The organism is uncultured Lacinutrix sp., assembly GCF_947500325.1.
GTDB lineage: Bacteria > Bacteroidota > Bacteroidia > Flavobacteriales > Flavobacteriaceae > Lacinutrix.
The window spans coordinates 20,589-41,880 of record NZ_CANMRQ010000007.1 but is presented as its reverse complement, the minus strand read 5'-3'; the positions used below and the strand labels follow the sequence as shown (position 1 = coordinate 41,880).

At 30.0% G+C, this 21,292-nt stretch carries 23 protein-coding genes; 8 read left to right on the top strand and 15 right to left on the bottom strand.

The window, feature by feature from the left end:
• Positions 1-112: 112 nt before the first annotated feature.
• The 3 genes from guaA to bshC all read right to left on the bottom strand — a co-directional run bounded on the left by guaA (position 113) and on the right by bshC (position 4,501).
• Positions 113-1,648, bottom strand: coding sequence for a glutamine-hydrolyzing GMP synthase (gene guaA, locus Q0997_RS10385; protein ID WP_299888456.1), 1,536 nt, complete (start codon positions 1,646-1,648; stop codon positions 113-115).
• 94 nt (positions 1,649-1,742) lie between these two features.
• On the bottom strand, positions 1,743-2,843 hold the full coding sequence (locus Q0997_RS10380; protein WP_299888453.1) for a ThuA domain-containing protein: 1,101 nt from the start codon (positions 2,841-2,843) through the stop codon (positions 1,743-1,745).
• 53 nt (positions 2,844-2,896) lie between these two features.
• Positions 2,897-4,501: a bacillithiol biosynthesis cysteine-adding enzyme BshC gene (gene bshC / locus Q0997_RS10375; protein ID WP_299888450.1), complete on the bottom strand. Its 1,605-nt coding sequence runs from the start codon at positions 4,499-4,501 to the stop codon at positions 2,897-2,899.
• 133 nt (positions 4,502-4,634) lie between these two features.
• Here bshC and Q0997_RS10370 point away from each other — a divergent pair, with 133 nt between their 5' ends.
• The 5 genes from Q0997_RS10370 (at position 4,635) to Q0997_RS10350 (ending at position 10,173) form a co-directional block, all read left to right on the top strand.
• The gene (locus Q0997_RS10370; protein WP_299888447.1) at positions 4,635-5,885 is read left to right on the top strand and encodes a carboxypeptidase-like regulatory domain-containing protein; all 1,251 of its coding nucleotides are present in this window, start codon (positions 4,635-4,637) and stop codon (positions 5,883-5,885) included.
• Between the two features lie 201 nt (positions 5,886-6,086).
• Complete coding sequence (locus Q0997_RS10365; RefSeq protein WP_299888444.1) at positions 6,087-7,130, top strand: AraC family transcriptional regulator; 1,044 nt, start codon at positions 6,087-6,089, stop codon at positions 7,128-7,130.
• Between the two features lie 91 nt (positions 7,131-7,221).
• Positions 7,222-7,980, top strand: coding sequence for a type 1 glutamine amidotransferase domain-containing protein (locus tag Q0997_RS10360; protein WP_299888441.1), 759 nt, complete (start codon positions 7,222-7,224; stop codon positions 7,978-7,980).
• An 8-nt stretch (positions 7,981-7,988) separates the two neighbouring features.
• Complete coding sequence (locus Q0997_RS10355) at positions 7,989-9,692, top strand: serine hydrolase (protein ID WP_299888438.1); 1,704 nt, start codon at positions 7,989-7,991, stop codon at positions 9,690-9,692.
• 61 nt (positions 9,693-9,753) lie between these two features.
• Positions 9,754-10,173, top strand: a complete 420-nt coding sequence (locus Q0997_RS10350) for a nuclear transport factor 2 family protein (protein ID WP_299888435.1) — start codon at positions 9,754-9,756, stop codon at positions 10,171-10,173.
• A gap of 29 nt (positions 10,174-10,202) precedes the next feature.
• On the opposite strand, the gene rimO is transcribed toward Q0997_RS10350, so the two are convergent.
• From rimO to Q0997_RS10340, 3 genes are read right to left on the bottom strand one after another with little or no spacing between them, the layout of a single operon-like run.
• Complete coding sequence (gene rimO / locus Q0997_RS10345) at positions 10,203-11,510, bottom strand: 30S ribosomal protein S12 methylthiotransferase RimO (RefSeq protein WP_299888432.1); 1,308 nt, start codon at positions 11,508-11,510, stop codon at positions 10,203-10,205.
• Between the two features lie 40 nt (positions 11,511-11,550).
• On the bottom strand, positions 11,551-11,688 hold the full coding sequence (locus tag Q0997_RS20485; protein WP_367180214.1) for a hypothetical protein: 138 nt from the start codon (positions 11,686-11,688) through the stop codon (positions 11,551-11,553).
• A gap of 26 nt (positions 11,689-11,714) precedes the next feature.
• Complete coding sequence (locus Q0997_RS10340) at positions 11,715-13,202, bottom strand: amidase family protein (RefSeq protein ID WP_367180213.1); 1,488 nt, start codon at positions 13,200-13,202, stop codon at positions 11,715-11,717.
• Between the two features lie 98 nt (positions 13,203-13,300).
• On the opposite strand from Q0997_RS10340, the gene Q0997_RS10335 reads away from it, so the two are divergent.
• A complete protein-coding gene (locus tag Q0997_RS10335) occupies positions 13,301-14,374 on the top strand; it encodes a serine hydrolase (protein WP_299888429.1) in 1,074 nt (357 codons plus the stop codon).
• Here the strand turns inward: Q0997_RS10335 and Q0997_RS10330 are convergent.
• The 9 genes from Q0997_RS10330 to Q0997_RS10290 all read right to left on the bottom strand — a co-directional run bounded on the left by Q0997_RS10330 (position 14,371) and on the right by Q0997_RS10290 (position 19,953).
• Entirely contained in the window at positions 14,371-14,799 is a 429-nt protein-coding gene (locus Q0997_RS10330) for an SRPBCC domain-containing protein (RefSeq protein WP_299888427.1), read from the bottom strand. The genes Q0997_RS10335 and Q0997_RS10330 overlap by 4 nt on opposite strands.
• Positions 14,800-15,134: 335 nt before the next feature.
• The gene (gene ftsY / locus Q0997_RS10325; RefSeq protein WP_299888424.1) at positions 15,135-16,109 is read right to left on the bottom strand and encodes a signal recognition particle-docking protein FtsY; all 975 of its coding nucleotides are present in this window, start codon (positions 16,107-16,109) and stop codon (positions 15,135-15,137) included.
• 161 nt (positions 16,110-16,270) lie between these two features.
• Complete coding sequence (locus tag Q0997_RS10320) at positions 16,271-16,420, bottom strand: DUF4295 domain-containing protein (RefSeq protein ID WP_299888421.1); 150 nt, start codon at positions 16,418-16,420, stop codon at positions 16,271-16,273.
• A gap of 19 nt (positions 16,421-16,439) precedes the next feature.
• Positions 16,440-16,622 (bottom strand): 50S ribosomal protein L33, encoded by a 183-nt coding sequence (gene rpmG, locus Q0997_RS10315; protein ID WP_299888418.1) that lies wholly within the window; start codon positions 16,620-16,622, stop codon positions 16,440-16,442.
• A gap of 27 nt (positions 16,623-16,649) precedes the next feature.
• Positions 16,650-16,886, bottom strand: a complete 237-nt coding sequence (rpmB, locus tag Q0997_RS10310; protein ID WP_299888415.1) for a 50S ribosomal protein L28 — start codon at positions 16,884-16,886, stop codon at positions 16,650-16,652.
• Between the two features lie 79 nt (positions 16,887-16,965).
• The gene (locus Q0997_RS10305) at positions 16,966-18,213 is read right to left on the bottom strand and encodes a CinA family nicotinamide mononucleotide deamidase-related protein (protein WP_299888412.1); all 1,248 of its coding nucleotides are present in this window, start codon (positions 18,211-18,213) and stop codon (positions 16,966-16,968) included.
• 6 nt (positions 18,214-18,219) lie between these two features.
• On the bottom strand, positions 18,220-18,561 hold the full coding sequence (locus Q0997_RS10300) for an Hpt domain-containing protein (RefSeq protein WP_299888409.1): 342 nt from the start codon (positions 18,559-18,561) through the stop codon (positions 18,220-18,222).
• On the bottom strand, positions 18,562-19,173 hold the full coding sequence (locus Q0997_RS10295) for a fumarylacetoacetate hydrolase family protein (protein ID WP_299888406.1): 612 nt from the start codon (positions 19,171-19,173) through the stop codon (positions 18,562-18,564).
• Between the two features lie 6 nt (positions 19,174-19,179).
• Positions 19,180-19,953, bottom strand: coding sequence for a 3'-5' exonuclease (locus Q0997_RS10290; RefSeq protein ID WP_299888404.1), 774 nt, complete (start codon positions 19,951-19,953; stop codon positions 19,180-19,182).
• A gap of 68 nt (positions 19,954-20,021) precedes the next feature.
• Between Q0997_RS10290 and Q0997_RS10285 the strand changes: the two genes are divergently transcribed.
• Positions 20,022-20,660, top strand: a complete 639-nt coding sequence (locus Q0997_RS10285) for a glutaredoxin domain-containing protein (protein WP_299888401.1) — start codon at positions 20,022-20,024, stop codon at positions 20,658-20,660.
• A gap of 10 nt (positions 20,661-20,670) precedes the next feature.
• Positions 20,671-21,198 (top strand): hypothetical protein, encoded by a 528-nt coding sequence (locus tag Q0997_RS10280; RefSeq protein ID WP_299888398.1) that lies wholly within the window; start codon positions 20,671-20,673, stop codon positions 21,196-21,198.
• Positions 21,199-21,292 lie beyond the last annotated feature (94 nt).

The window sequence follows — 21,292 nt, the reverse complement described above, 5'->3', positions numbered from 1 at the left end:
GTGAATTTTAATTGAAAGCTTCAATAATGTATGCTTTTTTTCCATCTTTTAGCAACACACTAAATGTATATACGCTAATTCTTATTAATGAGATTCCTTTTCCTAAGATTTTCTATTCCCATTCAATAGTTGCTGGTGGTTTACTACTAATATCGTAAACTACTCTATTAACTCCTTTTACTTTATTAATAATATCATTACTCGTTTTTTGTAAAAACTCGTATGGTAAGTTTACCCAATCTGCTGTCATCCCATCTGTACTTTCTACTGCACGAAGTGCAACACATTTTTCATAAGTACGCTCATCTCCCATTACACCAACACTATTTACTGGTAATAAAATAGCTCCAGCTTGCCAAACTTTATCATAAAGTCCTGCTTCTTTTAAGCCATTAATAAAAACAGCATCAACTTCTTGTAGAATACGTACTTTTTCGGCTGTAATATCACCTAGAATACGAATAGCTAAACCAGGTCCAGGAAAAGGATGACGTCCTAGTAACTGTTTATCCATACCCATTGATCCTCCAACACGACGAACTTCATCTTTAAATAAAGCTTTAAGAGGTTCAACGATTTTCAATTTCATAAAATCTGGTAATCCACCAACATTGTGATGACTTTTTATTGTTGCACTTGGGCCTCCAGTTGCACTAACACTTTCTATCACATCTGGATAAATTGTACCCTGTGCTAACCATTTTACATCTTGTATTTGATTGGCTTCATCATCGAAAACCTCAATAAAAACACGACCTATAGCTTTTCGCTTTTTTTCTGGATCGCTTTCATCTTTTAATGCATCAAGAAAACGTTTTGAGGCATCTACGCCTTTTACGTTTAATCCCATGCCTTTATATTGTTCTAAAACTTGAGAAAATTCATCTTTACGTAACAAACCGTTATTTACAAAAATACAGTATAGGTTTTCACCAATTGCTTTATGTAATAACATTGCTGCTACAGAAGAATCTACACCACCAGATAAGCCTAAAACAACTTTATCATTTCCTAATTGAGCTTTTAAACCATCTACCGTTTCTTCAACAAAACTATCTGGTGTCCAATCTGGGTTTACATTTGCTATGTTTACTAAAAAGTTCTCTAATAATTGTTTACCATCTGTCGAGTGGTAAACTTCTGGATGAAATTGTATAGCATAGGTTGTTTCTCCTTCAATTTTATAAGCTGCATTCTCTACATCATTTGTACTAGCTAAGAGCATAGCATTTGTAGGCAACTTTTTAATAGTATCACTATGACTCATCCATACTTGACTCCCAGTATTAATACCTTTTAAAAACACTTCATTGTCTTTAACAAAACTTAAGTTTGCTCTACCGTATTCACGTGTATTAGACTCAGCTACTTCTCCTCCAGAAAAATGTGCTAAATATTGTGCGCCGTAACACACCGCTAACATTGGTTTTTTTCCTCGTATCTCTGAAAGGTCTGGATGAAAAGCATCTTTAGACCTTACAGACATTGGGCTACCAGATAGCACAACGGCTTTATAATCGTTAACATTTTTTGGTGGATTGTTGAATGGATGTATCTCGGAATAGATGTTAAGTTCTCTAACTCTACGCGCAATAAGTTGTGTGTATTGCGATCCGAAATCTAAAATAAGTACTTTGTCGTGTTGCATGCGCAAAAATACTAATTGATTTTATAAATACTATTATTAAAAATAATGAATTTTTGTTTGTTTTATTAACATTGATTTTAATAAAATTCAACCTTTATTTTTTAATTAATTTTATGCTTTTCTCAACGTTTTTTGATGATAATTTTAGTAAATAAACACCACTATTTAAATTAGACAGATTCAAACTAAACTCGTTATTGTATAAAAATGAACTATTTATAGTTTTAACTAGCACCTCTTTACCTAAAATAGTATATAATCTTACACTAATATCTCCTAAGGTTTTTTCAACCTGAATAGTTGTAATAGATTTCACAGGATTAGGCACTATTTTAAAATCTGAAATAATTTGCTCTTCTATAGTTAAAGTATTACCAATAGCCCAAAGTGTTGCATTTAGTAACATCGTTCTAAAATTATTATTTCCAGAATAATCACTTCCATTATGTCCTAAAGCCGTGTAAAATGATCGTATATTATTTATTGTTACATCTGGAGTTATACTATTATTATCGTCATCATAAGTAACAGATTCTTTATACCACGTTATTGGTCTAGCTACATCGTAAGAATTTATAATTCCGTTTGGGCCTTCAGTTTCTTCAACCTCTAATAAAACAGTATTATCTATGCTTAGTTGCCCTCCATTATTTTGCCAATAATAATACTCTTCATTTTTATTCCAGACACTTCCAATTGGTCCTAAAAAATCTATAATAGGGTGACTTGCTTTAACCTCTATATTTGCATTATAATTATTATTTGTATGATTAGGGTTTGTTTGTACAATACCACCTACGAGTTCATTATAAAAATCCCAACTACCATCACGATAAGTATCTGTTGCTGCATGAATACCAATAAACCCTTTTCCATTAAGTATAAAATTTTCAAAAGCTGCTTTTTCTGAAGACGACAATAAATCTCCATCACTCCCCGTTTCGTCATTCCCAGAAGTATTTAAAAAGATTACAGCATCATACAATGCTAAATTACCTGTTGTAAAAACATTAGAATTTTGTGAATTATCAACAATAAAATTATTTGCAACCCCAAAGTCTTCGAACATAGAAATACCAGCATTTATAGCACCTGTATGCCTAAATTGATTAGTTTCATGATATATTAAAATCCTTTTTTGACTAAATGAAACTGAAGAAAAAATTAGCACTAAATAAAGTATTGCCCTAGACATATATTTTGGTTTTATATATATACGACAACAAATCTAACGCTAGACTATGATGGTTACATAGAAATAATTGTAAACGCTCCTTTTAAAGGTTTTAAATTTTTAATTAATTGTGGAATTAATTGAGTTCCAAACTCTAAATACAACTCACTAAAATTAGTATTGCGTTCTTGTAAACTTTGATTAGGAAATAATTGATTTTGAAGCTCAGTCATTCTCTCAACTTGATCTTTTAGTTTTCTTTTTTGAGCAGTTAACAAACGTTTTTCTAAATTTTCTAGTCCATTAATCTGCTTTTTTTCTTGAGCAGAAATAGCGCCAATAAAAGATTTATCTGTTTGTTTTGCTAATTTATATAGCTCTTCAAATTGTTTTTTAAGATGTAGTTTCTGTTTAGAAAAATCAATATCAATATTTGAAATCGCTCTTACTCTTCCATTTATAAAAGCATCTCGTTTTAAAAAGATTTCTTCATTAGAAATATTTAATTTATCTAATTTATCTGATTGTTGTTTTGTTTTAATTAATACAGAATTACGAAGTAATACGATAGGAAATGTAACATTATTAGCTTCAAAATTAGCTTTTAATTGAAACCAATATGCTAATTCTCCACCTCCACCAATATAACATAAGTTTGGCAAAATAGTTTCTTGATATAATGGCCTTAAAATAACATTAGGAGAAAAACACTCGGGCATTGTATTAACATGCTCTAATAATTCACTCTTATTCCAAACAATATCTGTATTCAATACCTTGTACAAATCATCCTCAAAAACAATACGTTCGCGAAGATTATTCTTTAAATAAAAGAAATTAATTTCTCTTGGATTTACTTGAATAGGATAATTTTTACCTTCAAGTTTTTCTATCTGCTTATTTGTATTTAAAACCGTTCTATATGAAATTTGCTCTGTTAATTCTTTTTCAATTTGTGGAATAAACAATCGCTTCAAACCTTTATCATTAGCTTCTACAACAACCAATCCATATTCTGCAAACAATGCATTTGCCAAATAACGAGTTGCATTGGCTAAATTATCATGCTTTAAATAGGCATTTTTAAATAGTTCTCTAAGTGTATTAGCGTTTTTACTAATTCCTAATTCTTTAGAAAAAGTTTCAAAAACGGCACTTAAACTTTCAGTGTTTAATTCTCCTACTGCACCAGAAACATCTTGATTCCAACGAATTTTCTTTCCTTTGAAATTAAAATAATTAATTTCTTCAAAATCATGATCTTCTGTTGCCATCCAATAGATTGGTACAAAATTATAATTTGAATACTCGCTTTTTAACTCATTTGCTAAATTGATAGTCGAAACAATTTTATGCAAAAAATATAGTGGTCCAGTAAACAAATTTAATTGATGACCTGTAGTTACAGTAAAAGTATTATTTTGATTTAAAATTTTAATATTATTGATAGTAGCTTCTGAGGCATCAGTATTTTTATACTGTTCTATTAAAACTTTAAAAAGCACGCTTCTTGTTTTAGAATCAAAAGATTTACTTTTTTCATCGATTTGATTCTTGAAATTTTCAAGTTTTGGAAAACGATTGTAAAATGGCTTTAGCGTCTTATTTTCAGCTAAATAATCACAAATAAGTTCTGAGAAATATCCGGTTTTCTGAAACGAAATACAGTCTGATGGCATAGTCAATAATAAAATCTAGTGTAAAGATAAGACACTTTATATCATACTCTATCTTAAAATTAACATAAAAAAGGATAAGCATCCTTCTTGTTTTTTGTAATTTAATACTCTAAATTCAATTGAAAATTTAATAATGAAAAAGAATCTCGTACTGTTAACTTTAGCTTGTCTCACCTTATTATTTAACACTTTACAAGCTCAGAATTTCACTGAATTTAAAGGAAAAATTGTTTCTGAAAGTAGTGGTAAATCTTTACCTCTAGCAGATATTGTTATTAAAAATACTAACATTAGTACAGTAAGTAATTCTGATGGAGAATTTGCTCTTAAAGTACCTAATACAGACCTAGACAAAAGTATTATAGTCACTTATTTAGGGTACAAAAAAACAGAAATCTTACTGTCTAAATTAAAAAAACAAAACGCAAAAATCAAACTTCCAGAAGCTGCTACTGTTTTAGCTCAAGTAGATGTAAATGCGCCTGCAGATGCTAAATCTTTGGTAAAAAAAGCTTTAAAACTTAAAGGTGAGAATTATCATAATAGCAAAACAATAATGACTGCATTTTATAGAGAAACCATTAGAAAGCGAAATAAAAATGCATCGCTCTCTGAAGCGGTTTTAAAAATCTATAAGCAACCATATGTCTCAAATAAAAAAGATGCTATTACATTAGTGAAGTCTAGAAAAAACACAAACTATTCTCGATTAGACACTATTGCTTTAAAATTACAAGGCGGTCCATTTAGTGCACTTTATACAGATGTAATGAAATATCCAAGGTTTATATTTACTGAAAATAATTTAAGCTCATATGAGTTTTCTTTTAAGCAGTCTACTCAAGTAAATAATAAATTAGTATATGTTGTAGATTTTAAACAAAAGCTAGGTATTAAAGAACCTATGTATTATGGGCAATTATACATAGATGCAGATACATATGCAGTAACTAATGCTGTTTATAATTTAAATGTATCAAACCGTGATTTAGCTAGCGAACTATTTGTAAGAAAGAAACCTGTTAATGCAAAAGTATTTCCAACAGAAGCTGCTTATCGTGTAAACTATAGAGTGAAAAATGGAAAATGGTATTATGGTTATAGTAATATTTTGCTTTCTTTTAAAGTAAAATGGTCTAATCGTTTATTTAATAGTCGCTATACTTTACAAAGTGAAATGGCTATTACCGATTGGGAACCAACTAATACTGAATTTGTAAATAGGCCAAAAAATCGTTTAAAGTACAATATCATTTTAACCGATGAAACTTCTGGTTTTGCTGACCCTAAATTTTGGGGAGAATACAACATTATTGAACCAGAAAAATCTATTGAATCTGCTATTAAAAAAATTAGCAAAAAATTAAAGAAGACTAAAGCATAACTGGTCTATAAAAATACTAATTACACTAATTATTTATGTTATTTATAAACTTCTCTTTTACATAAAAAAATTTAAAAAAGGTATTTATTATTTTACTAAAAGTAAAACTAAACTAGGTTTTATTATAGACGTTAATAATAATTATAATTTAAAACCTTAATATAAAATAAAACGTATATTTAAAAATTAAAAACAGTCTTTTTGGAAGTAAGTAGAGAACTCTTATTTTTTTTTAGTGCCATAGGCGCCTTTAACGGTATTGTTTTAAGTGTTTACTTCATTTTCTTTGCTAAACCCAAACACATTTCGAATATATTCTTGGGAATATTCTTAGGCATGCTAAGTATACGTATTGGCAAATCTGTGTTTTTTCATTTTAATCATGAATTATCGTTTCATTATTTGCAATTTGGTTTAACTGCCTGTTTTTTTGTTGGACCTTTTTTATATTTCTATGTCAATTCAATTACTCGAACCTCAAGCAATGCATATAATACTTGGAAGTATCATTTATTAATTTTAGTACCTATAGCATTAATTATTGGTTTCCTTTACCCATTTAACAACCATGTAGATTTATGGAGACCACACATTATAAAAACCATTTACATCCAATGGTTTCTTTATATATTGATGTCTTTCTACTTGATACGAGATCGTATCAAAAAAATATTTAATAAAAATGAAAAACTTTCAAGTATAGACATTTGGTTGTTTAGTATTTTAATTGGTAATATATTACTCGTATCATCTTATTATTTTACAAGTTTTGTAAACTATATTTCTGGCGCACTTACCTTTTCTTTTCTACTATATATTTTATTACTATTTGTGTTTTATAACAAAAAAAACAAATCTATTCTTTTTAATTCTTTAAATAAATACGCTAATAAAAAAATAGACACTAGTGAAGCTTCACAATTGATTCAAAGATTAAAAACAGTTATGAGCAAAGAGGACGCACTTTATAAAAACTCGAATATAAAATCCATAGATGTTGCTAAAAAAATTGGTATAACTACACATCAACTCTCACAATTACTAAATGATAATTTAGGTAAAAACTTCGCATTATATATAAACGAATATCGCATTGAAGCTGCTAAAAAAATGCTTAAAAACGATACTAATTTAACATTAGAAGCCATTGGCTATGAATGTGGTTTCAATTCAAAATCTACCTTCTTCACTACTTTTAAAAAGCTCACAGGAAAAACTCCTGCTCAATTTAAAAAACACCAATAAAGTATTATTTTATAAATCCGAACTTCTAATTTATAACTCAAAAACACTTTTGTTAGATATTGCTTGATATTGCTGAAAAATTAAAATCAGCATGCGATTATTTATTCTATTTTATTCAATAATTCTATTTACAGGATGTTCTAATACATCAAATATTGAAGATAAAACTTCCGAAAAGATTCTATTTATTGTATCCAATCAGCATACCTATGGAGATACAGACATGAACACTTCAAATCATTTTGGAGAAATTGTTTATGCTTATGACATCTTAGTTAATGGAGGCTATAAAGTAGACTTTGTTAGTCCAAATGGAGGAGCAATTCCCATTGGTTATTTAGCAACATCGAACAGTATACAAAAAAAATACCTCTACGATTTTAACTTTATGAAAAAACTCAAAAACACTTTAAAACCAGTGGATATTTTACCTTCAGCATATAAAGCTGTTTATTATGTTGGTGGTGGTGCAGCTATGTTTGGCGTTCCTGAAAACAAAAACATTCAAGACATCACAATGTCTATATATAACAACAACGGTATTGTCTCTGCTATTTGTCATGGAACTGCTGGAATTGTTAACCTTAAGGCTAAAAACGGCGACTATTTGTATAAAGGTCGAGATGTAAATGGTTTCCCTGATGTATTTGAGAATAAGGCAGCAAAATATTATGAAACCTTTCCTTTTTCAATTGAGCAACTAATTAAAGAACGAGGTGGCAATTTTTCGTATTCAAATGAAGGCTGGGATAACTATTACAAAGTAGACAAACGACTTATTACTGGACAAGATCCTACAGCAGCAGCATCGGTTGCAAAAAAGATTATTCAAACATTAAAACAATCATAAATTCAATCATGAAAAAAATATATACAGCATTTTTACTTTTAGTAATGACAATTTCTTTTTCTCAAGAAACCCAAAAAAGACAAATAACAACAGACCAAATTGATGCTGTTTTTTCTCAATGGAACACCAAAGATAAACCTGGAATAGCTGTGGGAATTCTTAACAACGGTAAAATAGTACACGCTAAAGGTTATGGGTTAGCCAATTTAGAACATCAGGTTCCAATAAATCAAGAAACCAAATTTTATATTGGAGACCTAGCTAAGGAATTTACAGTTTATGCGCTCTTGTTGTTAGAACAACGCGAACTACTTTCTCTTCAGGACGATATTCGAAAGCACATGCCTAAGTTAACATCTCTTCCACATTCAATAAGTATCCAGCAATTGATAAATCATACAAGCGGATTAAACAATGATCAAATTTCCAAAGCTCTTGCAGGATGGAAAACAGAAGATGTCTTTACAAAAGAACAAGCATATAAAATGATTTGGAGTCAATCGAAATTCATATCTAATAGAGATGCTATACAACTTCCTACAGATGCTGGGTTCATGATTCTAGAAGATCTTATTACCAATATTAGCAAAATGCCATATACCAATTTTGTAACCAAAGAAATATTTAAACCTCTAGGAATGACAAATTCAGTATTTGATACGCAAGGAACTGTAATCGCTAACAAAGCTCAAGGATACTTCGCACAAAAAGATAGTTTTACTAATTCAACAATAAACCATAGACAAACAATAGTATCAAATGTATACACTACTATAAGAGATATGTGCTTCTGGGCAAGAGAACTTGAATCCCCTAAAGTTGGTACTAAACGAATGATTGAAAAATTCGATGAGTTGTCTATTGTTAATAATAAAAAGGTAGACGAAACTAATACTGCTCTATATACAGGCGGCCATAGATTTTGGAATTTTAGAGGAGTAAAAAAGTTGTACCATGTTGAAGTTGCAGGTGGATATGCTAGCAAATTAATTCGCTATCCAGATTATTCCCTAGCAGTTATTGTTATGGGAAATGATGGCGCCTATAATGGATATGCAGCCACAGGAGCAAGTGCACTCTATATTGAAGACTTCTTAGACCAAATGAATGAGGAATCTACTAAAATTACCTCAAAAAAATTATCAAAAAAACAACTATCTGCATTTGAAGGAGATTACTGGGATATTGATAACTATACTAAAAGAAAAATTCATGTTGTTAACGATACCTTAAGATATTATAGAGGCCCAGGTAATGAAAGTTCACTTGTGCCTATTACTAATAAGTCCTTTAAAATGATTACAAGAGGAGATGTAATGGTAAACTTCGACTCTAACGCTGTACACAAAACCATGTTGGTAAAAGTTGGAGACAATACCTCTCATTTAATTTCTTATAACAAAAATGCTAACTGGAGTAAGGATCTTGAATCATTTACTGGAAATTATTATGCAGCTGCCTTAAATACTTCATATTCTCTGTCTATTGATCAAGATAAGCTTATACTTACCCATCCAAGATTTGAACCTGTACAATTAGACCCAACAATAACAGATTTATTCACAGGAAACAAAAGACATTTTTCGTCTTTAGCATTCAAAAGAAATACAAACGGTACTATACAAGGCTTTAAAATGTCTGCTCATGGGATTACTGACATATGGTTCCAAAAGCAAACTACCACAAATGAAAATTTAGTAAAAACCAAATAAGGTCGTTTAAAAAACATAATTAAAATACTTTAAAAACGATATAAATTATAATCTAAAAGAAATGAAAAAAATAATCCTAGTTATATTTTTAATATTTAGTTTATCAAATAGTAATGCTCAATCAGAAATCGAACAAATAAACAGTGTACTTTACGATTATATTGAAGGTACAGCTAATGGTGAACCTAATCGCTTAAAAAGAGCTTTTCATAAGGATTTTAACCTCTATTTTGTAAAAGAAGATTCTCTACAAGTATGGTCTGGAAAACAATATGTAGGCAATATAAAACCTGGTCGAAAAAGTAATCGTATTGGTAAAGTTTTATCTATTGATTTTGAAGGTGATGCAGCAATCGCAAAAATTGAAATATTAATGCCTAAAAGAAAACGTATTTATACAGACTATTTAATGTTATTGAAAGTTAATAAGAAATGGAAAATTATTCACAAATCATTTACATTTAAAAACTATCCTGAATAAAAAAACAAACTCAAAATTAAAGTTTTAATTTATTGAGATACTACCTCTCCATAAAGGTCAAAATCTGCTGCTTCTATTATTTTAACTGTTGTAAATTCACCAGTTTTTAAGTAGACCGTTTTAGCATCAATTAAAACTTCGTTATCAACATCTGGAGAATCGTATTCTGTACGTCCAACAAAATAATCACCTTCTTTTCTATCGATAACAACTTTAAACTCTTGACCTATTTTTTCTTGGTTTAATTCCCATGAAATTTGAGATTGGATTTCCATAATTTCGTTGGCTCGTTCTTGCTTTACTTCCTGTGGCACATCATCTTCTAAGTTAAAAGCATGTGTGTTTTCTTCATGAGAGTATGTAAAACAACCTAAACGTTCAAAACGCATTTCACGAACCCATTCTTTTAGAGTTTGATAATCTTCTTCTGTCTCACCAGGATAACCAACAATAAGAGTTGTACGAATAGTCATATCCGGTACTGCCTTTCTAAACTCCTTAAGTAGTTTTGTGGTCTTCTCTTTTGTAGTACCACGACGCATACTTTTTAAAATAGAATCACTAATATGTTGTAATGGTATATCTAAATAATTACAAACTTTAGGTTCACGATTCATAACATCTAACACATCCATTGGAAAACCTGTTGGAAATGCATAATGTAAACGAATCCAATCGATACCTTCTACTTTTACTAAGTTCTCTAGTAACTCTGCTAAATTTCTTTTTTTGTATAAATCTAACCCATAATAGGTTAAATCTTGAGCAATAAGGATTAACTCTTTTACTCCATTTGCAGCCAGTTTTTCGGCTTCAATTACTAAATCTTCTATTGGTGTACTTTTATGCTTACCTCTCATTAATGGGATAGCACAGAAACTACATGGTCTATCACAACCTTCGGCTATTTTTAAATAAGCATAGTTTTTAGGTGTCGTTGTTAAACGTTCTCCAATTAATTCATGCTTATAATCTGCTCCTAAAGCTTTTAATAACCCCGGTAATTCAGTAGTTCCAAAATATTGATCAACATTAGGGATTTCTTTTTCTAAGTCTGGCTTATACCTTTCAGAAAGACAACCAGTTACAAAAACCTTATCAACATCTCCATCTTCCTTTTTCTGCATGTATTCCAAAATGGTATTCACACTTTCCTCTTTGGCATTATTAATAAAGCCGCAAGTATTAATTACAACAATATTTCCTTCATCTTCATGTACAACATCTTTACCACTAGCTTTTAACTGCCCCATTAACACTTCGCTATCGTAAACATTTTTACTACAACCAAGAGTTATTACATTGATTTTGTTCTTTTTAAGTGATTTTGTACGCATATCCTAATTTTGGACTGCAAAGATACAATCTAAAACACAATTAGTTATAATTTACTGGTGCAATTCGTTCTTTTGATGCTTGCTCGTAATTATATGCCCAATTTAAAATATCTAGCTCTTTTAATGGAGGCGCTATAAAGGTTATACCTTTTGGCTCTCCTTTGTTTGTGTATCCCATTGGCACTGTCATTGCAGGATACTCTGCTACCGCAGCAAACGCAGCGTGATAGTTATTAATTGATAAAAACCATCCAATTTATTTGCTTTTATAGCTTCATCAAAAAACTGTCTTCCATTAGTTTTTAAAACATTTTTAATTGTCTCGAATTCTTTATCTGTGCTTTTATCTTCGTGAACTCCTTTAAATAACGCTTGTCCGTATGGCGCTCTAAGTAAAGAATCTTTACTATTATACTCCATAATATCTTTAACAGATCTCACTTCAATATTAGCATTGGTAAAACCAGATAGATAATGAGGTAAATCTTTTTTCATATCTAAATTTAATAACCGGATAAACTCTGGCAAGTCAACTTTAGGTTCTTCTAATTCAACTATAGTTGCTCCTTTAGATTTTAATACAGCGATGGCTCTTGTATATAAAGAATCTTCTAGTAACCTCTTATACACTCCAAAGCGCTTCTCTTTCAAATCTTCTTTATTAAAATTATTCAAATAATAACCTGTTGACCATCTCGTTTCAATAGATTTAGAATCTTTACTATCATAACCTAACATAGCATCTAAAACAATAGCATTATCTGTTACATTTTTTGTTATAGGGCCAGATGTATCTAATGTTGATGAGATAGGCACAATTCCTGTTCTACTTAACAAACCAATAGTTGGCTTTATGCCTACTACAGAGTTTTGACTAGCTGGCGACAAAATAGATCCTGCCGTTTCGCTACCTATGGCTGCTACACAAAAATTTGCAGCTACAGATACACCACTTCCAGAACTAGATCCACCTGTATCTATTATACGTCTTCCATATGGGTTTAATGTTTGCCCGCCAACTGCACTATAACCACTTGGACATTCACCACAAAAGAAATAAGCCCATTCACTTAAATTTGCTTTCCCTAAAATAATGGCTCCGTTTTCTTTTAATTTTTCTACTACAAAGGCATCATCTGTTTCATTATTTAATAATGCAACTGCACCAGCAGTTGTAGACATATTTTTTGCATTAATATTGTCTTTAAGTAATATTGGCATTCCAAAAATTGGGTGACGCTCACCTGGTGCTTTAGCTTCTACATCTGCAATTCGCGCTAGTTGTATTGCTCTAGGATTTATAGATATTACCGAATTTAAGCTAAAATCATTCTCTCTATCAAATCGCTTTATACGATATAAATAAAACTTTACTAACTCCTCATATGTGAGTTCTCCACTCCTAATATGCTTTTGAATAGTTGGTATATTTTGTTCTAAAACTAATGGTTTTATAGAATTATAAATAGCTTCGGAGAAATCTGCTAATTCATTATTAAAATCTTTCCAAAGCATCTCATTCTTTATAAACTTTGAATCTAAAACCTTAAATTCCCTAAAATCTTTAGTAGAAATTGCACTAGTATCAGATTTTAATTCTGTTTCAATATTAGTCTCTGTATTTTCTTTATCCTCTTTACAGTTTACAAAAAATAATAATGCTAATAATAGAAATAATATGGCTCTTTTCATTTTTATACATTTTAGCTAAAAATACAAAACATGATTTTAAATTAATGTTTTTAAACCTTTTATGTGTTCTTTAGTCTTAATAAAAAATCCCATTTCAAATGAAAATCAAAGTATTATTTATTATTGTAATTTCATTTATTAGTTGTGCTTCTAATGAGCCTATTACTCAAGATGAAGAATTTATTGAAAACGAATCACTTTACTTTCCTCCAATAGGAAGTAATATTTGGGAAACAACTAGTCCTGAATCACTTGGCTGGGATACATCTAATTTACAATCTCTTATAGATTTTGTTGAAGAAAAAAACTCAAAAAGCTTTATTATTTTACATAAAGGAAAAATTGTTACTGAAAACTACTTTAATGGCCACAACGAAAACTCATTATGGTATTGGGCAAGTGCTGGCAAGACGCTAACATCTACTATTGTTGGTATTGCTCAAGATCAAGATTTATTGAATATAAACGATAAGGTTTCAGATTATATAGGAACAAATTGGACTAGTGCTTCTATTGAAAAAGAAAATTTAGTCACCAATAAAAATTTATTATCAATGAATTCTGGTTTAGATGACTCATTAGGCGAATCGGTTGCTATGGAAGATTTACAATATCTTGCTGATGCAGATTCAAGATGGGCTTATCATAATGTATATGTAAAATTACAAGACGTAATTACTAGTGCTACTAATATGGATTGGAATGATTATTTTAATCTAGTGTTGAAAGACAAAATTGGACTATCTGGTTCATGGCAAAATGTAAATAATTTTAGTATTTACTTCAGTAATACAAGAAGCATGGCGCGTTTTGGGTTAATGATCTCGGCTAAAGGTAAATGGGAGACTACCGAAATTGTATCTGAGAGTTTTTTAAATGAAGCTACAAATACTTCTCAAAACATTAATGAATCTTATGGTTACCTCTGGTGGCTAAACGGAAAATCTAATTACCATTTACCACAAAGTCAAGTAGAATTTCAAGGTTCTTTAATACCAAATGCTCCTAGTGATATGTACTGTGCATTAGGTAAGAATGATCAAAAAATATACATTGTACCAAGTAAAGATCTTGTAATAATAAGAATGGGAAATGCTGCTGGTAATGAAAATTTTGCATTGTCTACTTTTGACAATGATCTCTGGGAAAAAATTAATTTATTAATTGATTAGTTACGATCTTCAAAAGGAACAATGCTACCTTTTTCTAAATAGTTTTTTAAATCGTTTAAAAGCATAGCCCAACAAAAAGAAGAGGTTTTAAATTCGTTATTACACGCTTTCCAATCTTTATGAGAAAATTCCAGAAGCGTTCCTTGTTCTACTTCTTTTAAATGAATACCAAAGGTTGTAGAATTCCAATCTTTATCAGATTTTGTCATTTTTAAATAGAACGATTCATTTTGCTTAACCTCAGAAACTTTCGAGAACCAATTGTAAGTATCTGTAAAATTCAAATTGTATTCTGACCCAAGTTCTGGTTTTCCTGACGATTTTAATGTCCACCAATTATTTAGATGCTCTGGTTGTGTAAAAGCGTTAAAAACGTTTTCTCTAGATGTTTTAATAACGAAGTTATGATGGATATTAAAAGCCATAAGGATTAAAACTATTTACGAATTGATAAAAATAAACTCCAAAAAATAAATAAAGTATAGTATAACTAAAGATAGTTAAAATTACATAAAAGTTATATTGTTTTTGTTTTAAGCTTCTATAACTATAATTTCCAATAAGTAAGAATATTAGAAAAACAATAATCTTAGGAAAAGCTATATACTTATTCAAATAATCAGGCATTAGTGGATTTTTTGAATCATGCCAAAACAATACTATAAAAGAAAAAAGATAATATACTATTTTAATAATAGCATACACTAAGTTAATTTGAGATAGTATTCTTAGTGTTTTTTCATTTTTCAATATATCCTTCTTATTTAAAAAAGCTATCTACAAACTCATATTTATTAAACACCTGTAAGTCTTCAATACCTTCTCCAACACCAATATATTTTACTGGTATTTGAAACTGATCACTAATTCCAATAACTACGCCTCCTTTTGCTGTACCATCTAATTTTGTAACAGCTAATGATGTTACTTCCGTTGCTGCAGTAAATTGTTTAGCTTGTTCAAAAGCATTTTGTCCAGTAGAACCATCTAAAACTAACAAAACATCATGAGGTGCATCTCCAACTACTTTTTGCATAACACGTTTTACTTTTGTTAACTCGTTCATTAAGTTAATCTTGTTATGTAAACGTCCAGCTGTATCAATAATGATAACATCGGCATCTTGAGATACTCCAGATTCTAAAGCATCAAATGCAACACTAGCTGGGTCACTACCCATTTCTTGTCTTACCATTGGCACATCTACTCTATCTGCCCATACTTGTAATTGATCTATTGCTGCAGCTCGAAAAGTATCTGCAGCTCCTAAAACAACTTTTAATCCTTGCTTTTTAAACTGGTATGCTAATTTACCTATAGTTGTTGTTTTACCTACTCCATTTACCCCAACTACCATTAATACATATGGTGTTTTTGTTCCATCTGCTTGCTTTGGTAATATAGGAATTGTGTATTCGGTGTCTTCTCCAGAATTAGTTTCACTTAATAATCCAGCAATTTCTTCACGAAGAATTCTATTCAATTCATCGGTTCCTAAATATTTATCTTTTGCTACGCGCTCTTCAATTCGTTCTATAACTTTTAACGTAGTATTTACTCCTACATCACTAGATACTAAAACCTCTTCAAGATTATCTAAAACATCATCATCAACTTTAGATTTTCCTGCAACTGCTTTACTTAATTTACCTAGAAAACTAGTACTAGTTTTTTCTAGACCTTTATCTAAGGTTTCTTTTTTTTCTGAAGAGAATATTTTTTTAAAAAAACTCATGTATTGTTGTTAATTGTATAGTGATACTACTAACAATAGTCGCGCCTTTTCTTAAAAACTGCAACTTTGTCATTATGCACGTAAAGAAACGTAATATTTTAAAATAAAAAAAGCCGCTTTCTAAATGAAAGCAGCTTATTATATTTTGTATTGGTAATGTCTTATTTTTTTAACCAATCGTTCACTAAATCTGGTGACATAATTGATTCAACAAACATATAAGCTCCTGTTTTTGGAGATTTCACCATTTTGATTGCTTTAGATAGTCTCTTAGATCCTGTTTGTAACGATGCTACTGATTTCTTTGCCATAACTTATACTTATTATGTATTATTTAATTTCTTTATGAACAGTCATTTTCTTCAAGATTGGATTAAATTTCTTAATCTCCATTCTATCTGGTGTGTTCTTTTTATTTTTAGTTGTAATATAACGTGACGTTCCTGGTTGTCCAGATCCTTTATGCTCAGTGCATTCTAATATTACTTGTACTCTATTACCTTTCTTTGCCATTTTCTTATTCTTTAAATGCGGTGGCTATTATTTTAAAAATCCTTTAGATCTTGCATCTTTTAATGCTGCAGCGATACCAATCTTGTTGATTGTTTTTAAAGCTGATGTAGATACTTTTAAAGTTACCCACTTATCTTCTTCAGGAATGAAAAAACGTTTTTTAATTAAGTTCGCGTTGAATTTACGTTTCGTTTTATTCATTGCGTGCGATACGTTGTTTCCAACCATTGCTTTCTTTCCTGTAAGTTCACAAACTCTTGACATTACTTATAACTTTAAATGTGTTATTAAAATTCGAGGTGCAAATATATGAAATGTTTTAGTATTGACAATCTGTTTTTTATCAATTTTTAAAAATTTCTTTCTGAAACAATTCTAACGCCTTGTTTATTGCTTTATTTATAACTCTTATTCGATTAGTTCCGAGTGAGAATTCTTGAGAAAAAACATTTTCTTTTGAAGCTATAGCTATATAAACAGTTCCTACTTCTGCATCTGCATCTCCTTTAGTTGGTCCGGCATTACCTGTAGTTGCAATTGCATAATCACTTTTATACAATGCTCTACAGTTTTTAGCCATTGCTTCTGCAACTTCTGCGCTTACAACTGAATGTTCTTTTATTATGGCTTGAGAAACACCTAAAACATCAATTTTAGTTTCTGTTGCATAGGTAACTAATCCTCCTTTAAAATATGATGATGCGCCAGCATTAGCTGTAAATGTTTCTGCTAGTTTCCCTCCAGTACAACTTTCTGCTACCGATAGTGTTTTATTAAGATTTACTAATTGTTTTCCAATTAGCACTTCCAGATCTCCATCATTTTCAAAGCCTACAAACACATCTTTTATTAATGGTAAAACGATTTGTATTTGTTTTTCCATTTCTGTTTTAACTATTTTTTCATCAAAACCTTTAGCTGATAATCTTAATCTTACCTTTCCTAAATTTGGTAAATAGGCAAGTTTTATAAACTCTGGTAAATTATCTTCCCATTCCTCTATTCTGGAAGCGAGCATACTTTCTCCTATACCATATGTAAGTAATGTTTTATGTAAAATAAATGGTCGTTTGTATTTTGCTTTTATCTTTGGTAAGACCTCATATTCCATTAGTAGTTTCATTTCGTGAGGCACTCCAGGCATAGATATAAAAACTTTTTCGTTCTTTTCTAACCACATACCTGGTGCACTACCAACTGTATTCATTAATACTTCTGCTTTAGAAGGTATTAAGGCTTGGTCTAAGTTAACCTGTTGCATTGGTTGTTTTACATAGTCTCGCCATAACCTTTCGATATTTTTGGTAACTGAAAGGTCTCTTACTAGAGTATCGTTAAAATATTTGGAAATAGTATGTTTTGTAATATCGTCTTTTGTTGGCCCTAAACCACCAGTTATAATTACAATATCTGCATTGTTTTCGGCTTCAGTTAAAGCCTTTAAAATATGTGCTTCATCATCTTGTATTGATGTAATTTGATATACAGAAACACCAATGCTATTTAAAATTTTTCCTATAAAAGCAGAATTAGTATCTACTATTTGCCCAATGAGAATTTCATCTCCAATGGTAATAATTTCTGCTTGCATTGAATATTACAGATTAAAGTCTGATTTTATTTCTGCAGTTGCTTTTTCTACTGCATCTAAAACCTCTGCTAATTGAGTGGCAACATCTTCTCCTGCTTTTTCAAACTTCCCCCAATCTTGCACTTCTATTAATTTGTCTAAAACGCCCAATTCGAATACATCTATTGTTGGTTTCATTTTATGAGCAGTTTGATACGTTTTTAAAAAATCGCCTTCAGAATGTGCAGCTTTTAAAACTAAAGCATCTGCAGGCACTTCTTCTAAAAATGTTTCTGCTAAAGCCATAATAAAATCTTCATCATTATCGGCTAATTCTCTTAATCTGTGTAGTTTGTAGTGTTGTTCCATTTATTTTACTGTAATAGAAAATAGTTCTCTATCTTCTATGTATCCTTTTAGTTTATCGTTAGCAACTACCTTGCCAACTCCAGCTGGTGTTCCGGTAAATATAACATCTCCAATCTTTAAAGTAAAATATTTTGACACATATTCGATGATCTCATCAATTTTCCAAAGCATGTGACTTGTATTACCTTGCTGTACTAATTCATCATTTTTTTTTAATGAAAAATTAATATTATTTACATTTTCAAATTCACTCTTATCCAACCAATTACCTACAACGGCTGCTCCATCAAAGGCCTTAGCCTTTTCCCATGGTAATCCTTTTGCTTTTAATTGCGCTTGTAAATCGCGAGCTGTAAAATCGATTCCAAGTCCTATTTCTTTATAATATTTATGAGCAAACTTTTTATCTATATATTTTCCAACACGATTTATTTTCACTAAAACTTCTACTTCGTGGTGCACATCATTTGAAAATTCTGGTATAAAAAATGGTTGTTTTTTTAGTAGAATAGCAGTATCCGGTTTTAAAAATACAACAGGATCTGTTGGTTTTTCATTTTCAAGCTCTTTAATATGCTCTGTGTAGTTTCTTCCTATGCAAATTAATTTCATTAACTATTAAAATTTATTATTAAATGCTCTCAACTTTATAGCCGTTAATACTTTTTTAGTGTAAAGCGGAAAATCGGCATTTAAAAGCCATCCAAAATAACCGGGTTCATCATTTAAAACATCTGTCACTTTTTTTCCTTTGTGTTTTCCAAAAGAAAAACATTCCTCTCCTTCTTTATTATAATTAATAAAACCTGCAAAATCGGCAAACTTTTTTCGAGCACTAAACTCTGCTAGAAATTTCATATCGTTTTCTAAATCGTCATAACGATCTAATTGCGATTTTAATACCTCGTAAGTTGCCAAAGTATCTGCTTCTGCTGTATGTGCATTCTCTAAACTTTTATCACAATAAAACTTATAAGCTGCACCTAATGTACGTTGTTCCATTTTATGAAAAATAGTTTGTACATCTATAGCTACGTTATTTTTCATATCAAAATCCATATCTGCTCTCAACATTTCTTCTGCCAATAATGGAATATCGAAACGATTAGAATTAAAACCTGCCAAATCGCAATCTTTAATCATAGCATTTATTTCTTTTGACAACTCTTTAAATGTTGGTTCATTAGCAACACGCTCATCTGTTACTCCATGAATTGCAGAGACTTCTGCTGGTATTGGCATCTCTGGATTTACTAACCAAGTTTTGCTTTCTTTATTCCCATTTGGAAATACTTTTAAAATTGAAATTTCTACTACTCTGTCTTTAGAAACATTAATTCCTGTTGTTTCTAAATCGAAAAAGCAAATTGGTTTTTTAAGATTTAACTGCATAAATTATGGTATGGTTTATGCAAATATAAATGTATTAAGTTACTTTTACTTCGTAATAATTCTGAAATATGAAACAAATAATAGTCTTGTTTTTTGTCTTTTTAATTACTTTAAATGGACTCGCACAAACTGAACATAAATATGTTAAGCTATCTGAAGAAAAGAAAGGAAAGCGCTTAACATTATATGCTACTAATACTGATTCTATTTCATACGATTTGTTCTTGAAAGTAGAAACTAAAGATTATAGACGCAGTAGCAATAGACCAATAATTAGAACCATTGCTGCTAATAACAAAATAAAACTACTAACACTAATACAATTAACTGGTACCAAAGGTAAATACAAGTCTATTTTTGTAGTCAATGAAGTGGCATATGCCCTTGAGGTAAATAAAGACCATGAAGGATTAGATTTTAAATTAGATCGTGCCATAAAAGATAAAAAAGTGACACTTTTCACAAAAGATGATTGTATTATTTGCCCAGATACTAAACGTATTTTAGAAACTAATAACATTGCTTATACTGAGTATAATATTGATAAAGACAGTACTAATTACCTTAGAATTATTAAAGAGTTTCAAGCAGATAAAAAGAATAGGTTCGAAAACCGTATTCCGCTTTTAAAGGTAAATAATCAAGTTTTCAACAATATTAAGAGCACTGAAGATTTTATAGGTGCTTTACGCGAGGCTTTTAATTAGATTTAAAAAAATGAAAAAGGCATTAATATTATTAACACTGTTTCTGTTTTCTAAAATAAATTCACAAACTTTAGAAAACAATAATACTATAATAACTATTGATATAGTAACTACACATAATGACTCAAATTATGCAATACCTTATGCAATTAGCAAAATATCATCAGACACAAAAAATATTGGCACACTATTGAGTGATTACGATGGTCTTAGCCGTTTAAATATTTGCTCAAAAAAAATATTAAATAATAAAATTAAACTTCAAGTTTTTGGGATAGACTGTAAACCTTTTGAAAGAGAATACAAAATTATTAAAGACACAACTATTAATATTAAATTAAAATGCAGAGAAACTAATCTTAAATCAAGGAAAGATATAGATAGCTTTATTTATAAAAATGGAATAAGAAAAGTTTGTGGTACCATAAATTTAATAGACGAGGAAATAGAGAATGCAAATTATATACATTGCGATGGTCGAATAAAAAAATATAATAATATTCCAGCAAACGAAATACATGAATGGGATAAAATATAACATAATAAATACCTATTCTCATAAGCTAATTATAAAATAACTAAAAAAGACCACCTAATTAATTAAGATGGTCTTTTACAATAAAAAATACAAC

Bases quoted from the DNA above. Each gene is read 5' to 3' on its own strand.
- guaA (WP_299888456.1), bottom strand. From the start codon at position 1,648: ATGCAACACGACAAAGTACTTATTTTAGATTTCGGATCGCAATACACA.
- Q0997_RS10380 (WP_299888453.1), bottom strand. From the start codon at position 2,843: ATGTCTAGGGCAATACTTTATTTAGTGCTAATTTTTTCTTCAGTTTCA.
- bshC (WP_299888450.1), bottom strand. From the start codon at position 4,501: ATGCCATCAGACTGTATTTCGTTTCAGAAAACCGGATATTTCTCAGAA.
- Q0997_RS10370 (WP_299888447.1), top strand. From the start codon at position 4,635: ATGAAAAAGAATCTCGTACTGTTAACTTTAGCTTGTCTCACCTTATTA.
- Q0997_RS10360 (WP_299888441.1), top strand. From the start codon at position 7,222: ATGCGATTATTTATTCTATTTTATTCAATAATTCTATTTACAGGATGT.
- Q0997_RS10355 (WP_299888438.1), top strand. From the start codon at position 7,989: ATGAAAAAAATATATACAGCATTTTTACTTTTAGTAATGACAATTTCT.
- Q0997_RS10350 (WP_299888435.1), top strand. From the start codon at position 9,754: ATGAAAAAAATAATCCTAGTTATATTTTTAATATTTAGTTTATCAAAT.
- rimO (WP_299888432.1), bottom strand. From the start codon at position 11,510: ATGCGTACAAAATCACTTAAAAAGAACAAAATCAATGTAATAACTCTT.
- Q0997_RS20485 (WP_367180214.1), bottom strand. From the start codon at position 11,688: ATGGGATACACAAACAAAGGAGAGCCAAAAGGTATAACCTTTATAGCG.
- Q0997_RS10340 (WP_367180213.1), bottom strand. From the start codon at position 13,202: ATGAAAAGAGCCATATTATTTCTATTATTAGCATTATTATTTTTTGTA.
- Q0997_RS10335 (WP_299888429.1), top strand. From the start codon at position 13,301: ATGAAAATCAAAGTATTATTTATTATTGTAATTTCATTTATTAGTTGT.
- Q0997_RS10330 (WP_299888427.1), bottom strand. From the start codon at position 14,799: ATGGCTTTTAATATCCATCATAACTTCGTTATTAAAACATCTAGAGAA.
- ftsY (WP_299888424.1), bottom strand. From the start codon at position 16,109: ATGAGTTTTTTTAAAAAAATATTCTCTTCAGAAAAAAAAGAAACCTTA.
- Q0997_RS10320 (WP_299888421.1), bottom strand. From the start codon at position 16,420: ATGGCAAAGAAATCAGTAGCATCGTTACAAACAGGATCTAAGAGACTA.
- rpmG (WP_299888418.1), bottom strand. From the start codon at position 16,622: ATGGCAAAGAAAGGTAATAGAGTACAAGTAATATTAGAATGCACTGAG.
- rpmB (WP_299888415.1), bottom strand. From the start codon at position 16,886: ATGTCAAGAGTTTGTGAACTTACAGGAAAGAAAGCAATGGTTGGAAAC.
- Q0997_RS10305 (WP_299888412.1), bottom strand. From the start codon at position 18,213: ATGCAAGCAGAAATTATTACCATTGGAGATGAAATTCTCATTGGGCAA.
- Q0997_RS10300 (WP_299888409.1), bottom strand. From the start codon at position 18,561: ATGGAACAACACTACAAACTACACAGATTAAGAGAATTAGCCGATAAT.
- Q0997_RS10295 (WP_299888406.1), bottom strand. From the start codon at position 19,173: ATGAAATTAATTTGCATAGGAAGAAACTACACAGAGCATATTAAAGAG.
- Q0997_RS10290 (WP_299888404.1), bottom strand. From the start codon at position 19,953: ATGCAGTTAAATCTTAAAAAACCAATTTGCTTTTTCGATTTAGAAACA.
- Q0997_RS10285 (WP_299888401.1), top strand. From the start codon at position 20,022: ATGAAACAAATAATAGTCTTGTTTTTTGTCTTTTTAATTACTTTAAAT.
- Q0997_RS10280 (WP_299888398.1), top strand. From the start codon at position 20,671: ATGAAAAAGGCATTAATATTATTAACACTGTTTCTGTTTTCTAAAATA.